This window comes from Nostoc sp., assembly GCF_036917655.1.
GTDB lineage: Bacteria > Cyanobacteriota > Cyanobacteriia > Cyanobacteriales > Nostocaceae > Nostoc.
Window position 1 is genome coordinate 43478 of record NZ_JBALCY010000029.1, and the last position, 16243, is coordinate 59720.

At 43.0% G+C, this 16243-nt stretch carries 16 protein-coding genes; 12 read left to right on the forward strand and 4 right to left on the reverse strand.

The genetic code is table 11. The features are described 5' to 3' along the window. Positions 1-17 precede the first annotated feature (17 nt). The 4 genes from V7K30_RS12425 (at position 18) to V7K30_RS12440 (ending at position 3845) form a co-directional block, all read left to right on the forward strand. Positions 18-722 carry an actin-binding WH2 domain-containing protein gene (locus V7K30_RS12425; protein ID WP_334999489.1) on the forward strand — a complete coding sequence of 235 codons (705 nt, stop codon included), beginning with the start codon at positions 18-20 and terminating at the stop codon, positions 720-722. 42 nt (positions 723-764) lie between these two features. Continuing rightward, complete coding sequence (locus V7K30_RS12430) at positions 765-1472, forward strand: actin-binding WH2 domain-containing protein (protein ID WP_334999491.1); 708 nt, start codon at positions 765-767, stop codon at positions 1470-1472. Between the two features lie 418 nt (positions 1473-1890). Continuing rightward, positions 1891-2295, forward strand: a complete 405-nt coding sequence (locus tag V7K30_RS12435) for an NIL domain-containing protein (protein ID WP_069068529.1) — start codon at positions 1891-1893, stop codon at positions 2293-2295. Between the two features lie 566 nt (positions 2296-2861). Then, positions 2862-3845, forward strand: coding sequence for a CHAD domain-containing protein (locus V7K30_RS12440; protein ID WP_334999494.1), 984 nt, complete (start codon positions 2862-2864; stop codon positions 3843-3845). Positions 3846-3887: 42 nt separating this feature from the next. On the opposite strand, the gene V7K30_RS12445 is transcribed toward V7K30_RS12440, so the two are convergent. Continuing rightward, entirely contained in the window at positions 3888-4307 is a 420-nt protein-coding gene (locus V7K30_RS12445) for a hypothetical protein (RefSeq protein ID WP_334999496.1), read from the reverse strand. Between the two features lie 190 nt (positions 4308-4497). Here V7K30_RS12445 and V7K30_RS12450 point away from each other — a divergent pair, with 190 nt between their 5' ends. After that, a complete protein-coding gene (locus V7K30_RS12450) occupies positions 4498-6096 on the forward strand; it encodes a B12-binding domain-containing radical SAM protein (protein ID WP_334999498.1) in 1599 nt (532 codons plus the stop codon). Positions 6097-6161: 65 nt separating this feature from the next. On the opposite strand, the gene V7K30_RS12455 is transcribed toward V7K30_RS12450, so the two are convergent. After that, entirely contained in the window at positions 6162-6539 is a 378-nt protein-coding gene (locus V7K30_RS12455; RefSeq protein WP_334999500.1) for a nuclear transport factor 2 family protein, read from the reverse strand. Positions 6540-6669: 130 nt separating this feature from the next. Beyond that, positions 6670-6843, reverse strand: a complete 174-nt coding sequence (locus tag V7K30_RS12460; protein ID WP_334999502.1) for a hypothetical protein — start codon at positions 6841-6843, stop codon at positions 6670-6672. Positions 6844-6888: 45 nt separating this feature from the next. Here V7K30_RS12460 and V7K30_RS12465 point away from each other — a divergent pair, with 45 nt between their 5' ends. From V7K30_RS12465 to V7K30_RS12480, 4 genes are all read left to right on the forward strand, one after another. Then, the gene (locus tag V7K30_RS12465) at positions 6889-7932 is read left to right on the forward strand and encodes a DUF2891 domain-containing protein (protein WP_334999504.1); all 1044 of its coding nucleotides are present in this window, start codon (positions 6889-6891) and stop codon (positions 7930-7932) included. Between the two features lie 359 nt (positions 7933-8291). Continuing rightward, on the forward strand, positions 8292-9335 hold the full coding sequence (gene gap, locus V7K30_RS12470) for a type I glyceraldehyde-3-phosphate dehydrogenase (protein WP_334999506.1): 1044 nt from the start codon (positions 8292-8294) through the stop codon (positions 9333-9335). A gap of 226 nt (positions 9336-9561) precedes the next feature. Further along, entirely contained in the window at positions 9562-10992 is a 1431-nt protein-coding gene (gene pyk, locus V7K30_RS12475) for a pyruvate kinase (protein ID WP_334999754.1), read from the forward strand. Positions 10993-11142: 150 nt separating this feature from the next. Continuing rightward, the gene (locus tag V7K30_RS12480) at positions 11143-12147 is read left to right on the forward strand and encodes a transaldolase (protein ID WP_334999508.1); all 1005 of its coding nucleotides are present in this window, start codon (positions 11143-11145) and stop codon (positions 12145-12147) included. A gap of 190 nt (positions 12148-12337) precedes the next feature. On the opposite strand, the gene V7K30_RS12485 is transcribed toward V7K30_RS12480, so the two are convergent. Continuing rightward, the gene (locus tag V7K30_RS12485; RefSeq protein ID WP_334999509.1) at positions 12338-12715 is read right to left on the reverse strand and encodes a hypothetical protein; all 378 of its coding nucleotides are present in this window, start codon (positions 12713-12715) and stop codon (positions 12338-12340) included. Positions 12716-13671: 956 nt separating this feature from the next. On the opposite strand from V7K30_RS12485, the gene V7K30_RS12490 reads away from it, so the two are divergent. From V7K30_RS12490 to V7K30_RS12500, 3 genes are all read left to right on the forward strand, one after another. Further along, entirely contained in the window at positions 13672-13998 is a 327-nt protein-coding gene (locus V7K30_RS12490; protein ID WP_334999756.1) for a microviridin/marinostatin family tricyclic proteinase inhibitor, read from the forward strand. 188 nt (positions 13999-14186) lie between these two features. Then, positions 14187-15200 (forward strand): MvdC family ATP-grasp ribosomal peptide maturase, encoded by a 1014-nt coding sequence (locus V7K30_RS12495; protein ID WP_334999510.1) that lies wholly within the window; start codon positions 14187-14189, stop codon positions 15198-15200. Positions 15201-15242: 42 nt separating this feature from the next. After that, positions 15243-16208 carry an MvdD family ATP-grasp ribosomal peptide maturase gene (locus V7K30_RS12500; RefSeq protein ID WP_334999512.1) on the forward strand — a complete coding sequence of 322 codons (966 nt, stop codon included), beginning with the start codon at positions 15243-15245 and terminating at the stop codon, positions 16206-16208. Positions 16209-16243 lie beyond the last annotated feature (35 nt).

Below are 16243 nucleotides of genomic sequence, written 5' to 3' on the forward strand. Positions count from 1 at the left end.
ACCTCTGTGAGGAGAACATGATTGAACGGAAATCTTTAGGAATAAAATACTTTGCGGTGCTGATTGGTTTTCTGCGCGATCGCCCAGGTTTTTTAGAAGAAGTTCGCCAAGGTACAAGATTACCAACTAAAATCATTTCTCTGCTGGTTTGCAGTTCTTTATTTCTCGCTGCTTATGGCGGAATTATTGGTGCATACCATAGTTGGATGCAAGCTTTGTCTTCCGCCATTAAACTCCCAGCCCTTTATTTAATCACACTTTTGATTTGTATCCCGACGTTGTTCTTTGCTAATATTATTTTTGGTTCTAAGCGGACTTTTGCACAGCATTTAGCATTAGTATTGACTGCGGTTTCAGTCACGAGCGTACTTTTATTTAGCTTTGCACCAATCACATTGTTTTTCTTAATTACCACGAATAACTACCAATTTTTAATTCTGTTAAATGTATTCATTTTTGCACTGACTGGATTTATTGGTGTTTCGTCTTTATATCAAGCCACGAGTTTAGTTTTAGAACAAGATAATGAAGGTAGCAAGACACGCCAGAAAATTTTACAATTTTGGCTATTTCTTTACGCTTTCGTAGGCAGTCAGTTAGGCTGGACTCTCAGACCGTTTTTTGGCACACCTGGTTCTGCTTTTGAACTATTCCGCGAAAGAGAAGGTAATTTCTATTTGAGCGTGATTCAAGCTATTAGCTATCTTTTGGGAATCCGTTAATTAGTCATTAGTAATTTAACAAAAAATACAACAGATAAAATTATGCTTAAAAAACAAAATCACGGGATTCAACAATTTGGAGTTTTGGTTAATTTACTCCGCGATCGCCAGGCATTCTTAGAAGAAATTCGTCAGGGAGTCCGATTACAAAATAAAATCAGTTCTTTGTTCGTAACTAGTTCCATTTTCTTTGCCATCTATGGCGCAATTATCGGTGCATCTAACAGTTGGGCACAGGCATTATCTGGTGCTATTAAACTTCCGGCATTTTATTTATTAACACTGATTATTTGTTTCCCGACTTTATTCTTTTTTAATGTTTTGTTTGGTTCCCGGAGTAGTATTCAACAGCATTTCGTTGTGTTGCTCACATCTGTATCGGTGATTAGTGTGCTTTTATTCAGCTTGGCACCAGTTACGTTATTTTTTCTGATCACTACACCCGATTCTTATCAATTTTTTAAACTATTGAATGTGTTAATTTTTGGCATTACAGGCATCTTTGGCGTTAAATTCCTTTATGAAGGAATGCAATTACTTTCTCAACAAGATGAAGTTGGCAAAAAAACCCGCACCACTATTTTAAGATCCTGGTTATTGCTTTATGCCTTTGTTGGTATGCAGTTGGGATGGTTTCTCAGACCGTTTTTTGGTGCCCCTGACTCTAAATTTGAATTGTTTCGGGCAGTGAAAGGCAACTTCTATCTGGATATTGTAGCGGCGATTTCCGAAATTTTAGGTTTGCGTTAATCTAAGATTTATACGTGTTTTATATCATTAAGACTTACGCACTGCAACCTGAAACCTCGATCCCCCCTAACCCCCTTAAAAAGGGGGGGATCTGAAAGAGCCAACTTTTTAAGGGGGTTGGGGGATCTCTTCTGCGTAAGTCCTAATCATGTCCGGTAAATTCCTTATAATATATAATTGCGAGTGCAACGAAATGCAATGTAATGTTCACAATTGATTAGTTTTTACTTACTAACCACTGCTGGTGTTTTAATCTCAGTAAACTAAAAAGTTTTTTAGGTAATTAAACTATAGAGTAGGGTAGCACCGCTAGCTGTGCTACCCTACGACACTGCATTGCATTCTCTAACTAAGTAATGATCTTTGGAGTCATAAAACTCCCAGTGCGCTACAACAGAAAAAACCTTCTGCTAAACCTGTGAAAAAACGAGTAACACTCACCTTCCCGAAACGTGCCGTGCAAATGCCAGTCACTTATGTACTGGCCAAAGAGTTCAACGTCGCCGCCAATATTATCCGCGCCCAAGTTGCCCCAAATCAAATTGGCAAACTGGTAGTGGAACTAGCGGGAGATATCGATCAGTTAGATGCAGCGATCGAGTGGATGCGATCGCGCCATGTTAACGTTTCTTATACATTAGGCGAAATTGCGATCGACGAGGATGTGTGTGTCCACTGTGGTTTGTGTACTGGGGTTTGTCCTACCGAAGCCCTCACCCTCCACCCAGAGACATACAAGTTGACATTCACGCGATCGCGCTGTATCGTCTGTGAGCAGTGTATCCCCAGTTGTCCCGTACAAGCAATCTCCACTAACCTTTAACAATCCAAAATCCAAAATCCAAAATCCAAAATTGACAACACTCAGTCCTGAGTGCTGAGTGCTGAGTTGAGTCAAGTAAAAAACTACTCAGCACTTATGTACTTGGTACGAGCAAGGCCCCTTGTGGGTGGTCTTTTAACTCAGCACTCAGCACTCGGAACTCACCACTCTTCATTTCTGATGTGTTAGCAACACTGCTGATAAGTCTTCTCTATGTTCTTTAAAATTATCTACAAAAGTCAAAGAAACTTGATTGAGCAAATGTGAGTTTGGCATTCTAAATCATGTTAATATTTACAAAAATGTTAATCATGCCATTTTAATATAAAGTTAAATACCCCTAAAAAATTATCTATAAACTATAGTTTATATCAAATCGCCAGGGGTAATCTGCTATTTAGACCTTTGATAGATATTGCATATTTATAGAATAGTATGCAACTATCAATAGTCATAATAATGTTTTGCAACTTTCATTAAATAAAAAAATATCAAAAGTAGTAGATGCAAATTTTTAACTAATGTTATTATGCAATAACCTCATGAGGTAGTCATTAAGAACAATTATGAAATTAGCCACACAACCCACAGTAAAAACTCTAGGGGACTATGCCTACCAAGCGATTGAAAAACACTTTAAGAAAACCTTGAAGTGGGAAAAATCAGTAAAGAAAGATGAAGATCCAGAAGCGCTGCACCAAATGCGAGTGGGAATGCGTCGCCTACGGACAGCGGTAACTCGGTTTGGGCTAGCGGTGGATGTGCCGAAACCAGTCAGCGATAAAAATATCGGTAAAATAGCCCGTCGTCTTGGTAGTCTCAGAGATTTAGACGTACTCAAAGAAAGTTTGGAAAATAATTACAAACCAAACTTACCCCGCAAAGAGCAGGAATCTCTGCAAACAGTTTTCACAGCTTTGGCGGAACAACGTGAAGATGTACTATCGAATGTACAGAAAACATTAAAGGATGAATCTTACAAGTCTCTAAAAGATGCATTAGAGAAATGGTTAGAGAAACCCAGTTATCAACCTTTGGCATCTATTACTATTCAGCAGGTGCTACCAGATTTACTTTTGCCAGAAGTGAGTAGCTTTTTACTGCATCCGGGTTGGCTAGTTGGCACCCAATTTGTGGAATCAGAAGTGAAAATCCAGAAAAACTGGAAACCAGAAAAGATAGAAAAACAATTGACAACAGAAGGTGAAATTATTCATAGTTTGCGAAAAGAAGCTAAACGTATACGCTACCAGATGGAGTTATTTACTGACTTATATGGCGAGTCTTACGCAGCTTATCTTACAGAAGTAAAAAGTATCCAAGAAATTTTGGGTACGATGCAAGATAGTGCGGTCTTAACTGACTGGCTTACAGATGTCTTCAAGTCAGAAATTCAGACCCAGATGCCCACCCTTGCTAACTTGTTAACTGAAAATCGTTACCAGTCGTGGCAGCAATGGCAACCCTTGCAAGAACGGTATCTAAAAGCTGAAACTAGGCATAGTTTTCATTTAACAATACTGCACCCACTTTCAGGAGTAATAAAGTGAACTACTCAGACTTGCCTGCCTCTGTTGTCTGAGCTTCTGTACTCATAGGCGAGTGCCCATCCCCACCCTACTAAAGTTGAGGGTGGGGAACTTTAATTTCTTAACTCGTTCCCAGTCTCTGGTTGGGAATGCCCATAGAAAGGCTTTGCCTCCCAACTTCGGGGCAGAGCCGTTTTGAAATGTATTTCCAGGTAGAACCTGGAAACGAGATTTACGGGATTTAAAAGGCGTCTGGCGATAAATAAAGACGGGTTGCAGCCCGTCTAAATAGCTTGAAAGTGCAAATACACCTTGTATAGTGTTGAAAATAACATAGTTAATTTTCTCAGAGTTGCCAATTTGCCAAGTCATAAAAAGAACAGATTTAGAATCCTCCCACAAGTTCTGGTATTTCCGGCTAAATCCTTTACCGATACATGTTTGAGGAATTATGGAAATTGCGATCGCACTCCTCACATTCATTGAGCAATTTTGAGTTCTCTCTGGTCTGAAAACAATAATAATTGCCCTCACAAAATATTGCTTTGTCTAAATAAGTCATAGTAGAGCTTATAGCTACTGTATACAGAAGCTCATCTAATCTGTTGTCAGACTGGTTTAGTTTGACATGAACTCAAGCAGCAGCAAACATCAAGGGTTATAAGCATCAAATATGAACGTTTTACTTGTATATCCCCGTTTTCCAAAAAGTTTTTGGTCTTTTGAAAAAACACTGGCTTTATTAGACCGGAAAGCAATGCTACCGCCTTTAGGCTTGGTAACTGTAGCCGCAATTCTACCCCAAGAATGGCAGTATAAGCTAGTAGATCGAAATGTTCGCGTCTGTACAGAAGCAGAATGGGCTTGGGCAGATTTGGTTATTATGTCGGCGATGATTGTGCAAAAAGAGGATTTGCTCTCTCAGATATTAGAAGCAAAGCAGAGAGGTAAGCGAGTCGCTGTGGGTGGGCCGTTCCCGACAGCGCTACCGAATGAAATGACATCCGTCGGTGCAGATTACTTGATATTAGACGAAGGGGAAATCACCCTACCCTTATTTGTAGCAGCGATCGCACAGGGCGATCGCACAGGTATCTTTCGCTCTGGCGGTGAAAAACCAGATGTTACCAACACTCCGATTCCTCGCTTTGACTTGCTAGAATTTGAAGCTTATGCAGAGATGTCGGTACAATTTTCGCGTGGATGTCCCTTCCAGTGTGAATTCTGCGACATTATTGTGCTATACGGTCGCAAACCCCGCACCAAGAACCCAGAACAACTGTTAGCAGAACTTGATTATCTCTACAAACTGGGTTGGCGGCGCAGTATTTTTATGGTGGATGACAATTTCATTGGTAATAAGCGGAATGTCAAATTATTTTTGAAGTCTCTTCTACCCTGGATGGTGGAACATAACTATCCCTTTTCTTTTGCCACAGAGGCTTCAGTTGATTTAGCCCAAGATCAAGAACTGATGGATTTGATGGTGGCGTGTAATTTTGGAGCGGTTTTCCTGGGAATTGAAACCCCCGACGAAGAAAGTCTCACTTTCACTCAGAAATACCAGAATACGCGAGACTCACTCAGTGAAGCGGTGCATAAGATTACCCGTTCAGGGTTGCGAGTCATGGCAGGCTTTATCATTGGGTTTGATGGCGAGAAAGTAGGAGCCGGCGCACGAATTGTCAAGTTTGTCGAGCAAACAGCAATTCCCACGGCCTTATTTAGTATGCTGCAAGCCCTTCCAGATACAGCCCTCTGGCATAGATTAGAAAAGGAAGGACGACTCCGCAATAAATCGGCCAACATCAACCAAACCACGTTGATGAATTTTGTCCCAACTCGACCGTTAGAAGACATCGCTCGTGAATATGTGCAGGCATTCTGTGATTTGTATGAGCCAGAGCGGTTTTTGGAGCGTACATACAAACACTTCCGAATTTTGGGCGAAGCAACCTATCCGAAAAAGGGCAAAGCTGCTAAGAAACCATTGAACTGGAAAGTACTCCGGGCGTTGCTGGTGATTTGCTGGCGGCAGGGTGTACTTCGTCAAACGCGCTGGCAATTCTGGCCCAACTTGTGGAACATGTATCAGCATAATCCGGGGGGGGTGAGTAGCTACTTAGCTGTTTGTGCCCAAATTGAGCATTTCTTGGAGTATCGCCAGATTGTCCGGGATGAAATTGAGGCTCAAGTAGCTGGATTTCTGGAAGCAGAAGCTAGGGTAAAACCTGAAGCAGAAGTGATGGAAGTGTTAGGAAGCTTCAAATAATAACTCAGATCACAATACGCTGCATCAGACACTACCCCGCCGTTCGTTGCAGCGCCTTGTTAGGCTCAGTGGCCGGACAATGGAGGTGGACAGATTTCCATGTTTTGAATCAAGCCATGCTCAATGGTATAACGATGACCAACGTGCTGATCGGAAAGAACTGTTCCAGCTAGGTCGCGCACGACCTGATGCACATCGACTAAAATACGCCCGGAATCCTCTCGGTGAAAGGAAATCGGCTCAACGTGCGGATTGATGCCAGACCATTGCCTCGTCCAGTAAGCGCGGACTGCTTGATGTCCATCGACATAACCGCCTTCAAACGCTTTCGGCCAAGCCACGTCAGGAGTCGTTGTGGCGAGGGCGGCATCAATATCTCGCGCGTTGAAGGCAGCGTATGCCGCGCGTATCAGTTCAATTTCTGGTGCAGATTTATCTGGCATAAGAGGTGTGGTGAAGGACATGCAGCAGGGCTTAACATACTAGTTAAGATATTTTTTGAGTTTATCAGACAAGGACATTCTTACAAGAAAATCACCCACGCCCTTTGGTGTTGCTGAATCAAAATATGAATTAGGCGTAGGCGTAGCCCGTCGTAGACATCGCTTCAAGACCTTGCAATGCCAATGCATCCCGATGCAATGCCAATGCGTCCCCCTGCAATGTGAATGCATCCCGATGCAATGCCAATGCGTCCCCCTGCAATGTGAATGCATCCCGATGCAATGCCAATGCGTCCCCCTGCAATGTGAATGCATCCCTTGTAACTAATTATGCGGACATAATATAACCATGCCACCCGATAATTTAGAGATTAATGAAACGATCGCAGCACAATTTACTCAATTAGTGCTGGATTGTATTGAGCGGGAGTATCCCAACAGTAATCTGTATTGGGCTGATAGCGACGAGGATATAAAACCACCGCGTAAATTGACTCCGGTTTTTTATGGCTGCTTAGATTGGCATTCAGCCGTACATGGTCACTGGTTACTAGTACGTCTGCTGCGTCACTTTCCTGAAGCCTCTTTCAATGCAGCCTCAAAGCAAGCACTTGAGCAAAGCCTAACACCTGAGAAGATTCAAGGAGAGATTGCCCATTTCCAAAGGTTGCCCTTTTATGAATTTCCTTATGGTGTGGCATGGCTTCTGCAACTCGCTGCGGAACTTCACGAGTGGAATCATCCTCAAGCCAAAGAATGGCGGGTTGTATTGGAACCGCTAGAAAAGTTAATTGCAGGTAACTTACACCGTTGGATTGACCGACTAAAACTCCCCAATCGCACAGGGATGCATAGCCAAACAGCTTTTGCACTTGGTTTAATGCTAGATTGGGCAAAGATTACCGAAAATACTGACTTCACTCAGTTAGTGGAGAACAAAGCACGGCAATTCTATTTTAGCGATCGCAATTATTCCTTACAATTTGAGCCACTTGGCTACGATTTTCTCTCTCCTGGACTTGCTGAAGCAGACTTGATGCGGCGAATCCTACCACAAACAGCTTTCACTGACTGGCTGACCGATTTTCTTCCCCAAATACCCATTGAGAATTCAGCAAATTGGTTAGAACCAGCCAGAGTAGATAATCCTCAAGATTATATGCAAGCCCACTTTTACGGTCTTAATCTCAGTCGCGCTTGGATGCTTGATGGTATCATCTCTGGATTGGCAAATAGCGATCGCCGCATAGAAACACTTCGCTCTGCTGCCCTTCACCATCGTCAGCATGGACTAGCAAATGTTGTAAGTGAACATTATGCAGCTAGTCACTGGCTAGGAACTTTTGCTGTTTACCTCCTAACGAATCGTGGACTGCAAGGGCAAATTAGTTGAACAGTCTGGGCGATCTAATACAAATTCTCCATGAAAATGGACTTAATATTTATTAAACGTAGACGCGGAGCGGCTTGCCGCAGGCTACTGCAAAGTACGCAAAGTAAGAGACCAGTTGAGGAATTAATTATTAAGTGCAAGTTGGCAGAGAATCGGTATAACAATCTATCAAACTGTTTAAATGGGGATTTTCTCATGCCCAATGCCCAATGCCTAATGCCCCAAACCTTAAAAGATGCCAAGCAAATATGCCTTAGCTGACTGATACTGTCAGGATCAAAGAGTAAAGAGTAAAAGGCAATCTATTTTGACTTTTAACTTTCTCCTTTTGTTCAACTTCCACAACGGGAGGTTTAATCTTGACTAAATTGAAAGTTGGTATCAATGGCTTCGGTCGAATCGGGCGACTTGTGCTTCGCGCTGGCATCGAGAACCCCAATATCGAGTTTGTAGGGATTAACGACCTAGTACCACCAGATAACCTCGCTTACCTATTAAAGTACGACTCAACCCACGGGAAATTAAAGCTCAAGGTTGAAGCCAAGGAAGATGGCATCCTCATTGATGGGCACTTCATACCTTGTGTGTCGGTGAGGAATCCAGCAGAGTTACCTTGGGGAAAATTAGGTGCAGATTATGTCGTGGAATCTACGGGACTCTTCACTGACTATGAAGGAGCCGCAAACCACCTGAAGGCAGGTGCAAAGCGAGTGGTAATTTCCGCTCCCACCAAAGATCCAGATAGAGTTCCTACCCTGCTAATGGGTGTCAATCATCACCTATTTGACCCCAGCAAGGATATCATTGTCTCCAATGCTAGCTGCACAACAAACTGTCTAGCTCCCATAGCTAAGGTGATCAATGACAACTTTGGGTTAACTGAAGGGTTGATGACCACAGTCCATGCCATGACTGCCACTCAGCCAACTGTAGACGGCCCCAGCAAGAAAGATTGGCGGGGTGGTCGAGGTGCAAGCCAGAATATTATTCCCTCCTCCACAGGCGCAGCTAAAGCCGTGGCACTGGTTTTACCAGAATTGAAGGGCAGGTTAACTGGTATGGCATTACGAGTTCCGACTCCCGATGTCTCTGTAGTTGATTTAACTTTCAAAACTGCCAAAGCCACCAGTTACAAGGAAATCTGTGCTGCCATGAAGGAGGCTGCCGCAGGTTCACTAGCGGGTATTTTAGGATACACAGATGAAGAAGTAGTTTCCACAGATTTTCAAGGCGATACTCATTCCAGTATCTTCGACGCAGGTGCTGGGATTGAGTTGAACTCAAACTTCTTCAAGGTAATTGCTTGGTATGACAACGAGTGGGGCTACTCGAATCGTGTGATTGACCTGATGTTGTCTATGTCACAAAAGGAAAAACTCGCACCGACAGCAGTTGTGGTTTGATTGGTCATTAGTCATTTGTCATTGGTCATTGGTCATTAGTCATTAACTTTTGACTTTTGACCCTTGACTTTTGGGATTTGGGTCAAATGGTAAATACTCCAAAAATAAAACGTAATTTAGTATCTTTACTTAGCAAACCAGTGATATGAAGCACGTGCAAATTTGGATGGTTTGCGATCGCACAAAGCATCCAAATTTGCAGGTTATTCCTCAACCCCCAATCCCTATGCGTCGAACCAAAATCATTTGTACTGTTGGGCCGGCTTCATCTGCACCTGAAAAGCTACAAGCTTTAGTAGAAGCTGGAATGAATGTGGCACGGTTGAATTTCTCCCACGGGGCTTATGAATTCCACGCCCAAACTGCTCACTATCTTAGGCAAATTAGTACTGAGCAGCAAAAGCCGATCGCAATTATGCAAGACCTCTGTGGCCCGAAGATTCGCTTAGGAATTTTACCACCAGAAGGGTTAAATCTGGAAGCTGGTAGTGAAGTTACCTTTGTTTTGCAAGAAAAGGGTGAGAGTATTGACGAAATACCTCTACCACTGCCGACTTTGTTTGCAATGGTGCGACCAGGTGAACCGATTTTGATTAATGATGGTCGCGTTAAGTTGATTGTTACCGCTCGCGATGCCGATCGCATTCGCGCCCAGGTGAAAATTGGCGGGCTAATTTCTACGCACAAAGGAGTAAACCTGCCCCAAACTCCTTTACCTGTCAGCTCAATCACCGAAAAAGACTTGCTGGATCTGCGCTTTGGGATTCAGTTGGGTGTAGACTGGGTGGCAGTGTCCTTCGTGCGATCGCCACAAGACTTAGAACCTGCCAAGCGGATGATTGAAGCAGCTGGCGCTTCCATCCGCTTAATTGCCAAAATCGAAAGAGCAGAGGCAGTAGAGAGCTTTGATTCTATTCTGAATGTTGCCGACGCGATTATGATTGCCCGTGGCGATTTAGGGGTGGAAGTACCAATTCACGAAGTACCCCTGATTCAAAAAGATATTATTCGCCGTTGCAATCGGGCTGGCAAGCCGGTGATTACAGCCACGCAAATGCTAGAGTCGATGATTAGCGCCCCTGACCCCACCCGCGCCGAGGCAACCGATGTTGCCAACTCCATCTTAGATGGTACGGATGCAGTAATGCTTTCTGGTGAAACCGCTGTCGGCCAATATCCCATCGCCGCCGTCCAGATGATGCACAATATCGCCGTGCGGACAGAACAGGCTCTAGATGAAGGTAGCAGACATGCCTGGTGTCATGAAGCAGGCAGTCTCAGCGTTACCGAATCTGTGGCAGAATCTGTGTGTCGCATCGCCTATGAAACAGGCTCACGGGCAATTCTCTGTAATACTTCATCAGGAAGTACGGCGAGAATGGTGTCTAAATATCGGCCTACTTCTCCGATTATTGCCCTCACCTCTGACATCACCGCTTATCGCCAACTAGCGCTTTCTTGGGGTGTGGAAGCTTTGCTGATCCCACCAGTCCACAATGCCGAAGAGATGTTTACCAATGTGGTGAACACAGTTGTAGATATGGGTCTAGCGAATAAGGGCGATAAAGTAGTGATTACCTCTGGTGTCCCTATTGGTAAATCAGGCACAACTAGTTTAATCAAAGTGCATTCCATTGGACAGCCAATTTCGGCATAACCCACTTAGAATAGGGCTGTGGCTGTGGATAGTAAACAAACTTGGGCAATGATTAAGAAAAATTGCCAGAATCAGAATTGAAGGAAGAGTAAAGAGTGTAAAGAACTGGGGAATTAAGTAAATCCTGTAACATTCATCACGGAGTATTTTATGTCTAAGAATTTACTAGAACAATTGCGGAAAATGACTGTTGTGGTCTCAGATACAGGGGATATTCAAGCAATTGAAAAGTTCAAACCCCAAGACGCCACCACCAATCCTTCTCTGATTACTGCTGCGGCGCAAATGTCAGGATATCAGGGAATTGTTGATCATACTTTACTCCAGGCAAAGAAAGATGCCGGAGCCGGAGCCAACCAAGCACAGATAGTTTCTCTAGCTTTTGACCGTTTGGCAGTTGCCTTTGGATTAAAGATTTTGCAAATCATTCCCGGTCGCGTATCTACGGAAGTGGATGCTCGCCTGTCCTACGATACCGAAGCTACCCTGACTAAGGCACGGGAATTAATTGCCCAGTATAAAGCTGCTGGAGTTGGCCGCGATCGCGTGTTGATTAAAATTGCCACCACATGGGAAGGCATTCGCGCTGCGGAAATTCTGGAGAAAGAAGGTATTCACTGTAACCTTACCTTGTTGTTTGGTCTTCACCAAGCGATCGCCTGTGCAGAAGCTGGTGTCACCTTAATTTCTCCCTTCGTCGGTCGGATTCTCGACTGGCACAAAAAAGATACAGGACGCGATAGCTACCCAGCAGCCGAAGACCCAGGAGTTTTGTCTGTCACCAAAATCTACAACTACTATAAAAAATTCGGCTATAAAACCGAAGTTATGGGAGCTAGCTTCCGCAACATTGGTGAAATTACCGAACTAGCAGGTTGTGATTTGTTGACAATTTCGCCATCCCTTTTAGCGGAATTGCACGCAACTGTTGGAGAACTGCCACGCAAACTCGACCCCGCTAAGGTAGCAAATTTAGAAATTGAAAAGATATCCATTGACAAAGCTACCTATGACAAATTGCACGCCGCTGACCGCATGGCAACTGACAAACTAGACGAAGGCATCAAAGGTTTCACCAAGGCATTAGAAGACCTTGAGAAACTTTTGGCAGACCGACTAGTTCGCCTTGAAGGAGAGGTAGTAGCAAGCCATTAGACCTCTTGCATAAATCAAAAATTAAGAACCCCACCCCCATTTGCTAACGCAAACGCTCTCCTCCCGAAGAGCGGGGAGGGGTTGGGGGTAGGGTGTGAGGGACTTTTGCAAGAGGTCTATTATTTAATGGTTAGTGGTTATTCTAATAACCACTAACCATTAACAATTTACTTAGTTGCATCAGCAGTCATTAATACCGTCGTCGGTTATTTTCGTATCGTTCAAAACGCTCCCGTCGTCGGTTATTTTCGTATCGTTCAAAATGCTCCCGTCGTCGGTTATTTTCGTATCGTCCAAAACGCTCCCGTCGTTGGATATTTTCGTATCGTCCGAATGGCTGCCGTTGTCGGATAATCTCCCGTCGTCGGATGATTTGGTATCGTCCTGAGCGCCGTTGAGCAATTAAAAGCCCTCCGGTTTTATCTCCAACTAGGTTAGCCTCTGGCGCAGCGCTCTGTTCATTGCGAACATCACTTAGAGAAATATCCTTCGCTTCAGCTAATGAGGGCGGATACACAAAGGCACATAGCAATAGCGCTATTGAGGATAACTTCCTGAAACCTTTCATGTTTTTGCCTCTACTAAACTTTCGCTAATAACTTTATTAAACACCTTAAAGTCAACAAATTATCGCTTCTATACTTTTTTTAAACTTAATTTAGGATGAAATTTTATATTCCAATTTCACCCTTATGGATAATTGTAATATTTTTAATCTGTGTATATAAATAGTCAGTATCTAGCAAAATGTAATTTTTTCTACATCGACAAAGAATAGCATTTATTAATTGAATACACTACATTTTTTCTGGGTAGATGGCCCGGAAAGCCTTTTTTAGTAAGGGCAAGATGCTCCCAGGTTTGGATTTAAGGAAGCCTTAAATTAGACTTTTCTCCATCCCACAAGTATCAAAAGTGGATTTAATGTAAACGATAACTGCTAAATATTCTTAGTGGAAACTGTAAATAATAAGCTGTTATCAGGTTTCTAGCTCCAGTCAACCTGACTCATATAAATCTTAAATATTTTGAGATGCGATACTCGATCCAAATACCCACAATGCCTCAATAACGCTCCATAGGATCGAGGTAATCGAGAGCAAACTTTCACCCCATAATATCGGGATATAGCTGCCAATAGTAGATCCGAAAAACATTCCAATCCCTAGCGATCGCTAATTGGTAAAGTCTGGACAAAATAACTATAAAGACTCAATACGGTTCGGATAAGATCCCCCCGCCTGCGGCGACTCCTTTTTTAACCGAACTGTATCGGCAACGCACTGGCTCCCCTACGTGTATTTCAAAAATCAAATAAGTGAAACCAGTACTCAGTAGCAATTATTAATAAACTACTTAAGAAAAATTATTATAATTTCAACTTCAGATACGTATTTTTACATAACTAAATATTGAGTTAACAAAAAATTAATACTTGCTATACGTACATTTATGTAATATCATCAGATTCAGATGTAGTATAAATTGAGATTCACTTTTAATAGGAGAAAGATTGTGTCTGAAATGAAACCAGAAGATTTGAATTCACAAGCAGTACCATTCTTCGCCCGATTCCTAGAAGGGCAAAACTGTGAAGACCTTTCTGATCAACAATCAGAAGCAATTAGCGGCGGAAACATAGTCGTAACTCAGAAGTACCCTTCTGATAGCGATGAGGCTATTACTCAGAAGTACCCTTCTGATAATGAAGACGGCGGTGTAGTAACTAAGAAGTACCCTTCTGATAGCGATGAGGCTGTTACTCAGAAGTGCCCTTCTGATCATAAAGATGGGCGTGTAGTAACTTTGAAGTACCCTTCAGACGGCGATGAGTCTTTGGCCACAAGATAACTGTACTTTCTATTTTTGAGTACACCAGAGATGCGGCTTTGAAAACTATTTCTAGAACAAAAATACTGTTAGCTTTGCCAACTCCATCTAGGGGTTGGCTTCCCATGATTAGTATGCTTGCTTTTTTAGTGTTTTCCCCTGTTAATAGTTTGCAGTAAGCAAAACACAAGAACTTATTAAAATGTTTTATGCACCATGAGCGTAATGTAGTTTTATTAATTAGCCACAGTGGTGATTACTTCACAATAGATAGAGTTGCCCAAGCCCTATCAAGACGAGGCGCACAGCCATTTCGGCTAGACACCGATAAATTTCCAATGACAGTCCAACTCCAGGCTAATTTTAGTAACTTTGGGAGCAATCATAAATTAGAATATGGCGATGTCTTAGGACAAGCCGCTTTGCGTCTACGCTCTTTCAATACTGAGCAAGTACAAGCAGTATGGATGCGGCGTATTTGGCAACCTGAGTTGAGTAAAGAATTGGCTCCGCAATTTCAAGCAGCCTGCACTAGAGAATCATTGGCCGCTTTAGATGGCTTTTGGGATAGTCTCAGAGAAGCTAGGTGGGTGGATGATTTACAACGGATTAATGCAGCTGAAAACAAGTTACGCCAACTGCGGGTTGCTTCAGAAGTTGGTCTTGTCATACCTCAGACTCTTGTCACCAACAATCCTCAAGAAGCACGAGAGTTTTTCCACCGAGTAAAGGGAAAAATGGTCGCTAAACTCCTCACACCTCTTTCTTACAGTATGGAAGGCTCCTCTTTTTTTATGTACACCAGCGCAGTCAAAGAAGAAGATTTAGTTGATGCAGAGACACTGCGCTATTGTCCAGTTGTGTTTCAAGAACAAATCCCCAAACAGCAAGAACTACGGGTAGTATATGTAAATGGCAAGCTGTTTGTTGGAGCATTAAACGCATCTGATTATTCAGCATCTACCCAAGACTGGCGACGTGCGACAAAAGAGGCTTGTGTGTGGCAAGCCGATGAATTACCTGATGAAATAATCAGTTGTCTCCATGCCTTTATGGCAAAATTTGGGCTAGTTTTTGGAGCGTTTGACTTCATCCAAACACCATCAGGGGAATACGTTTTTTTGGAAATTAACCCTACAGGAGAATGGGGAATGTTGGAGAGAGATTTGGAATATCCGATTGCGGATGCGATCGCAGATGCACTACTCTCAACAAGTGCCTAGTAATAACTTTGCCCCGGAAAAATTTAAAACTCGGCAGTTAATATGACTGTTTTAATCATTACCCACAGCGAAGACAACGAAAGTATTCCCCTGGTTATTCAAGCAATTGAAGCTCAAGGAAGCAAAGCATTTCGTTTTGATACAGACCGATTTCCTACAGAAGTGCAGCTAGATGTTTACTACGGTGCAACTGAGCAAGTAATTCTCTCAGCAGATGACCAGAAGCTAGATTTGAGTGAAGTATCCGCAGTTTGGTATCGGCGGATTGCCATTGGATCAAAAATTCCCACTACGATGGATAAGCAAATGCGACAAGCCTCCATTCAGGAATCTCGCGTCACTATTCAGGGGATGATTGCCTGTATTCAGGGGTTTCATCTCGACTCCGTGCCAAATATCCGTCGAGCCGAAAATAAGCAGCTTCAATTACAAGTAGCAAGGAAAATAGGTCTAGATACTCCACGCACCTTAACTACTAATAACCCACAGGCAGTAAAGCAATTCGCTCAAGAGTGCGAACAGGGTATGATTACTAAGATGCTCTCTTCCTTTGCCATCTACGACGAACAAGGACGAGAAAAAGTTGTGTTTACAAATCCAATTTCATCTGAGGATCTCGACAATCTTGATGGATTGCGTTTTTGCCCAATGACGTTTCAAGAGAAAATCCCAAAAGCTTTGGAACTGCGGACAATTATTGTAGGTAAAAATGTGTTTACAGCCGCAGTTGATTCCCAGGCTTTGGATAAAGCACGTTACGACTGGCGCAAACAGGGAGTTGCTTTCCTTGACGCTTGGCAGCTTTACACTTTACCCCAAGATGTGGAAGAGAAGCTGCTCAAACTCATGGCAGAATTTGGTTTGAACTACGGAGCAATTGATATAATTTTAACTCCAGATGGTCGTCATATATTCCTTGAAGTCAACCCAGTTGGCGAGTTTTTTTGGCTGGAACGCACTCCTGGCTTACCGATTTCTCAGGCGATCGCACAGGTTCTACAGAGTTAATATAAAAGATACCTCACCCTGGTTTTGCATAGCAA

Excerpts from the sequence above, each read along its gene's own strand:
- V7K30_RS12500 (WP_334999512.1), top strand. The coding sequence starts at position 15,243 with ATGACTGTTTTAATCATTACCCACAGCGAAGACAACGAAAGTATTCCC.
- V7K30_RS12455 (WP_334999500.1), bottom strand. The coding sequence starts at position 6,539 with ATGCCAGATAAATCTGCACCAGAAATTGAACTGATACGCGCGGCATAC.
- V7K30_RS12495 (WP_334999510.1), top strand. The coding sequence starts at position 14,187 with ATGCACCATGAGCGTAATGTAGTTTTATTAATTAGCCACAGTGGTGAT.
- V7K30_RS12450 (WP_334999498.1), top strand. The coding sequence starts at position 4,498 with ATGAACGTTTTACTTGTATATCCCCGTTTTCCAAAAAGTTTTTGGTCT.
- V7K30_RS12485 (WP_334999509.1), bottom strand. The coding sequence starts at position 12,715 with ATGAAAGGTTTCAGGAAGTTATCCTCAATAGCGCTATTGCTATGTGCC.
- V7K30_RS12465 (WP_334999504.1), top strand. The coding sequence starts at position 6,889 with ATGCCACCCGATAATTTAGAGATTAATGAAACGATCGCAGCACAATTT.
- V7K30_RS12490 (WP_334999756.1), top strand. The coding sequence starts at position 13,672 with ATGAAACCAGAAGATTTGAATTCACAAGCAGTACCATTCTTCGCCCGA.
- V7K30_RS12480 (WP_334999508.1), top strand. The coding sequence starts at position 11,143 with ATGTCTAAGAATTTACTAGAACAATTGCGGAAAATGACTGTTGTGGTC.
- V7K30_RS12440 (WP_334999494.1), top strand. The coding sequence starts at position 2,862 with ATGAAATTAGCCACACAACCCACAGTAAAAACTCTAGGGGACTATGCC.
- V7K30_RS12430 (WP_334999491.1), top strand. The coding sequence starts at position 765 with ATGCTTAAAAAACAAAATCACGGGATTCAACAATTTGGAGTTTTGGTT.
- V7K30_RS12445 (WP_334999496.1), bottom strand. The coding sequence starts at position 4,307 with ATGAATGTGAGGAGTGCGATCGCAATTTCCATAATTCCTCAAACATGT.
- V7K30_RS12425 (WP_334999489.1), top strand. The coding sequence starts at position 18 with ATGATTGAACGGAAATCTTTAGGAATAAAATACTTTGCGGTGCTGATT.
- pyk (WP_334999754.1), top strand. The coding sequence starts at position 9,562 with ATGCGTCGAACCAAAATCATTTGTACTGTTGGGCCGGCTTCATCTGCA.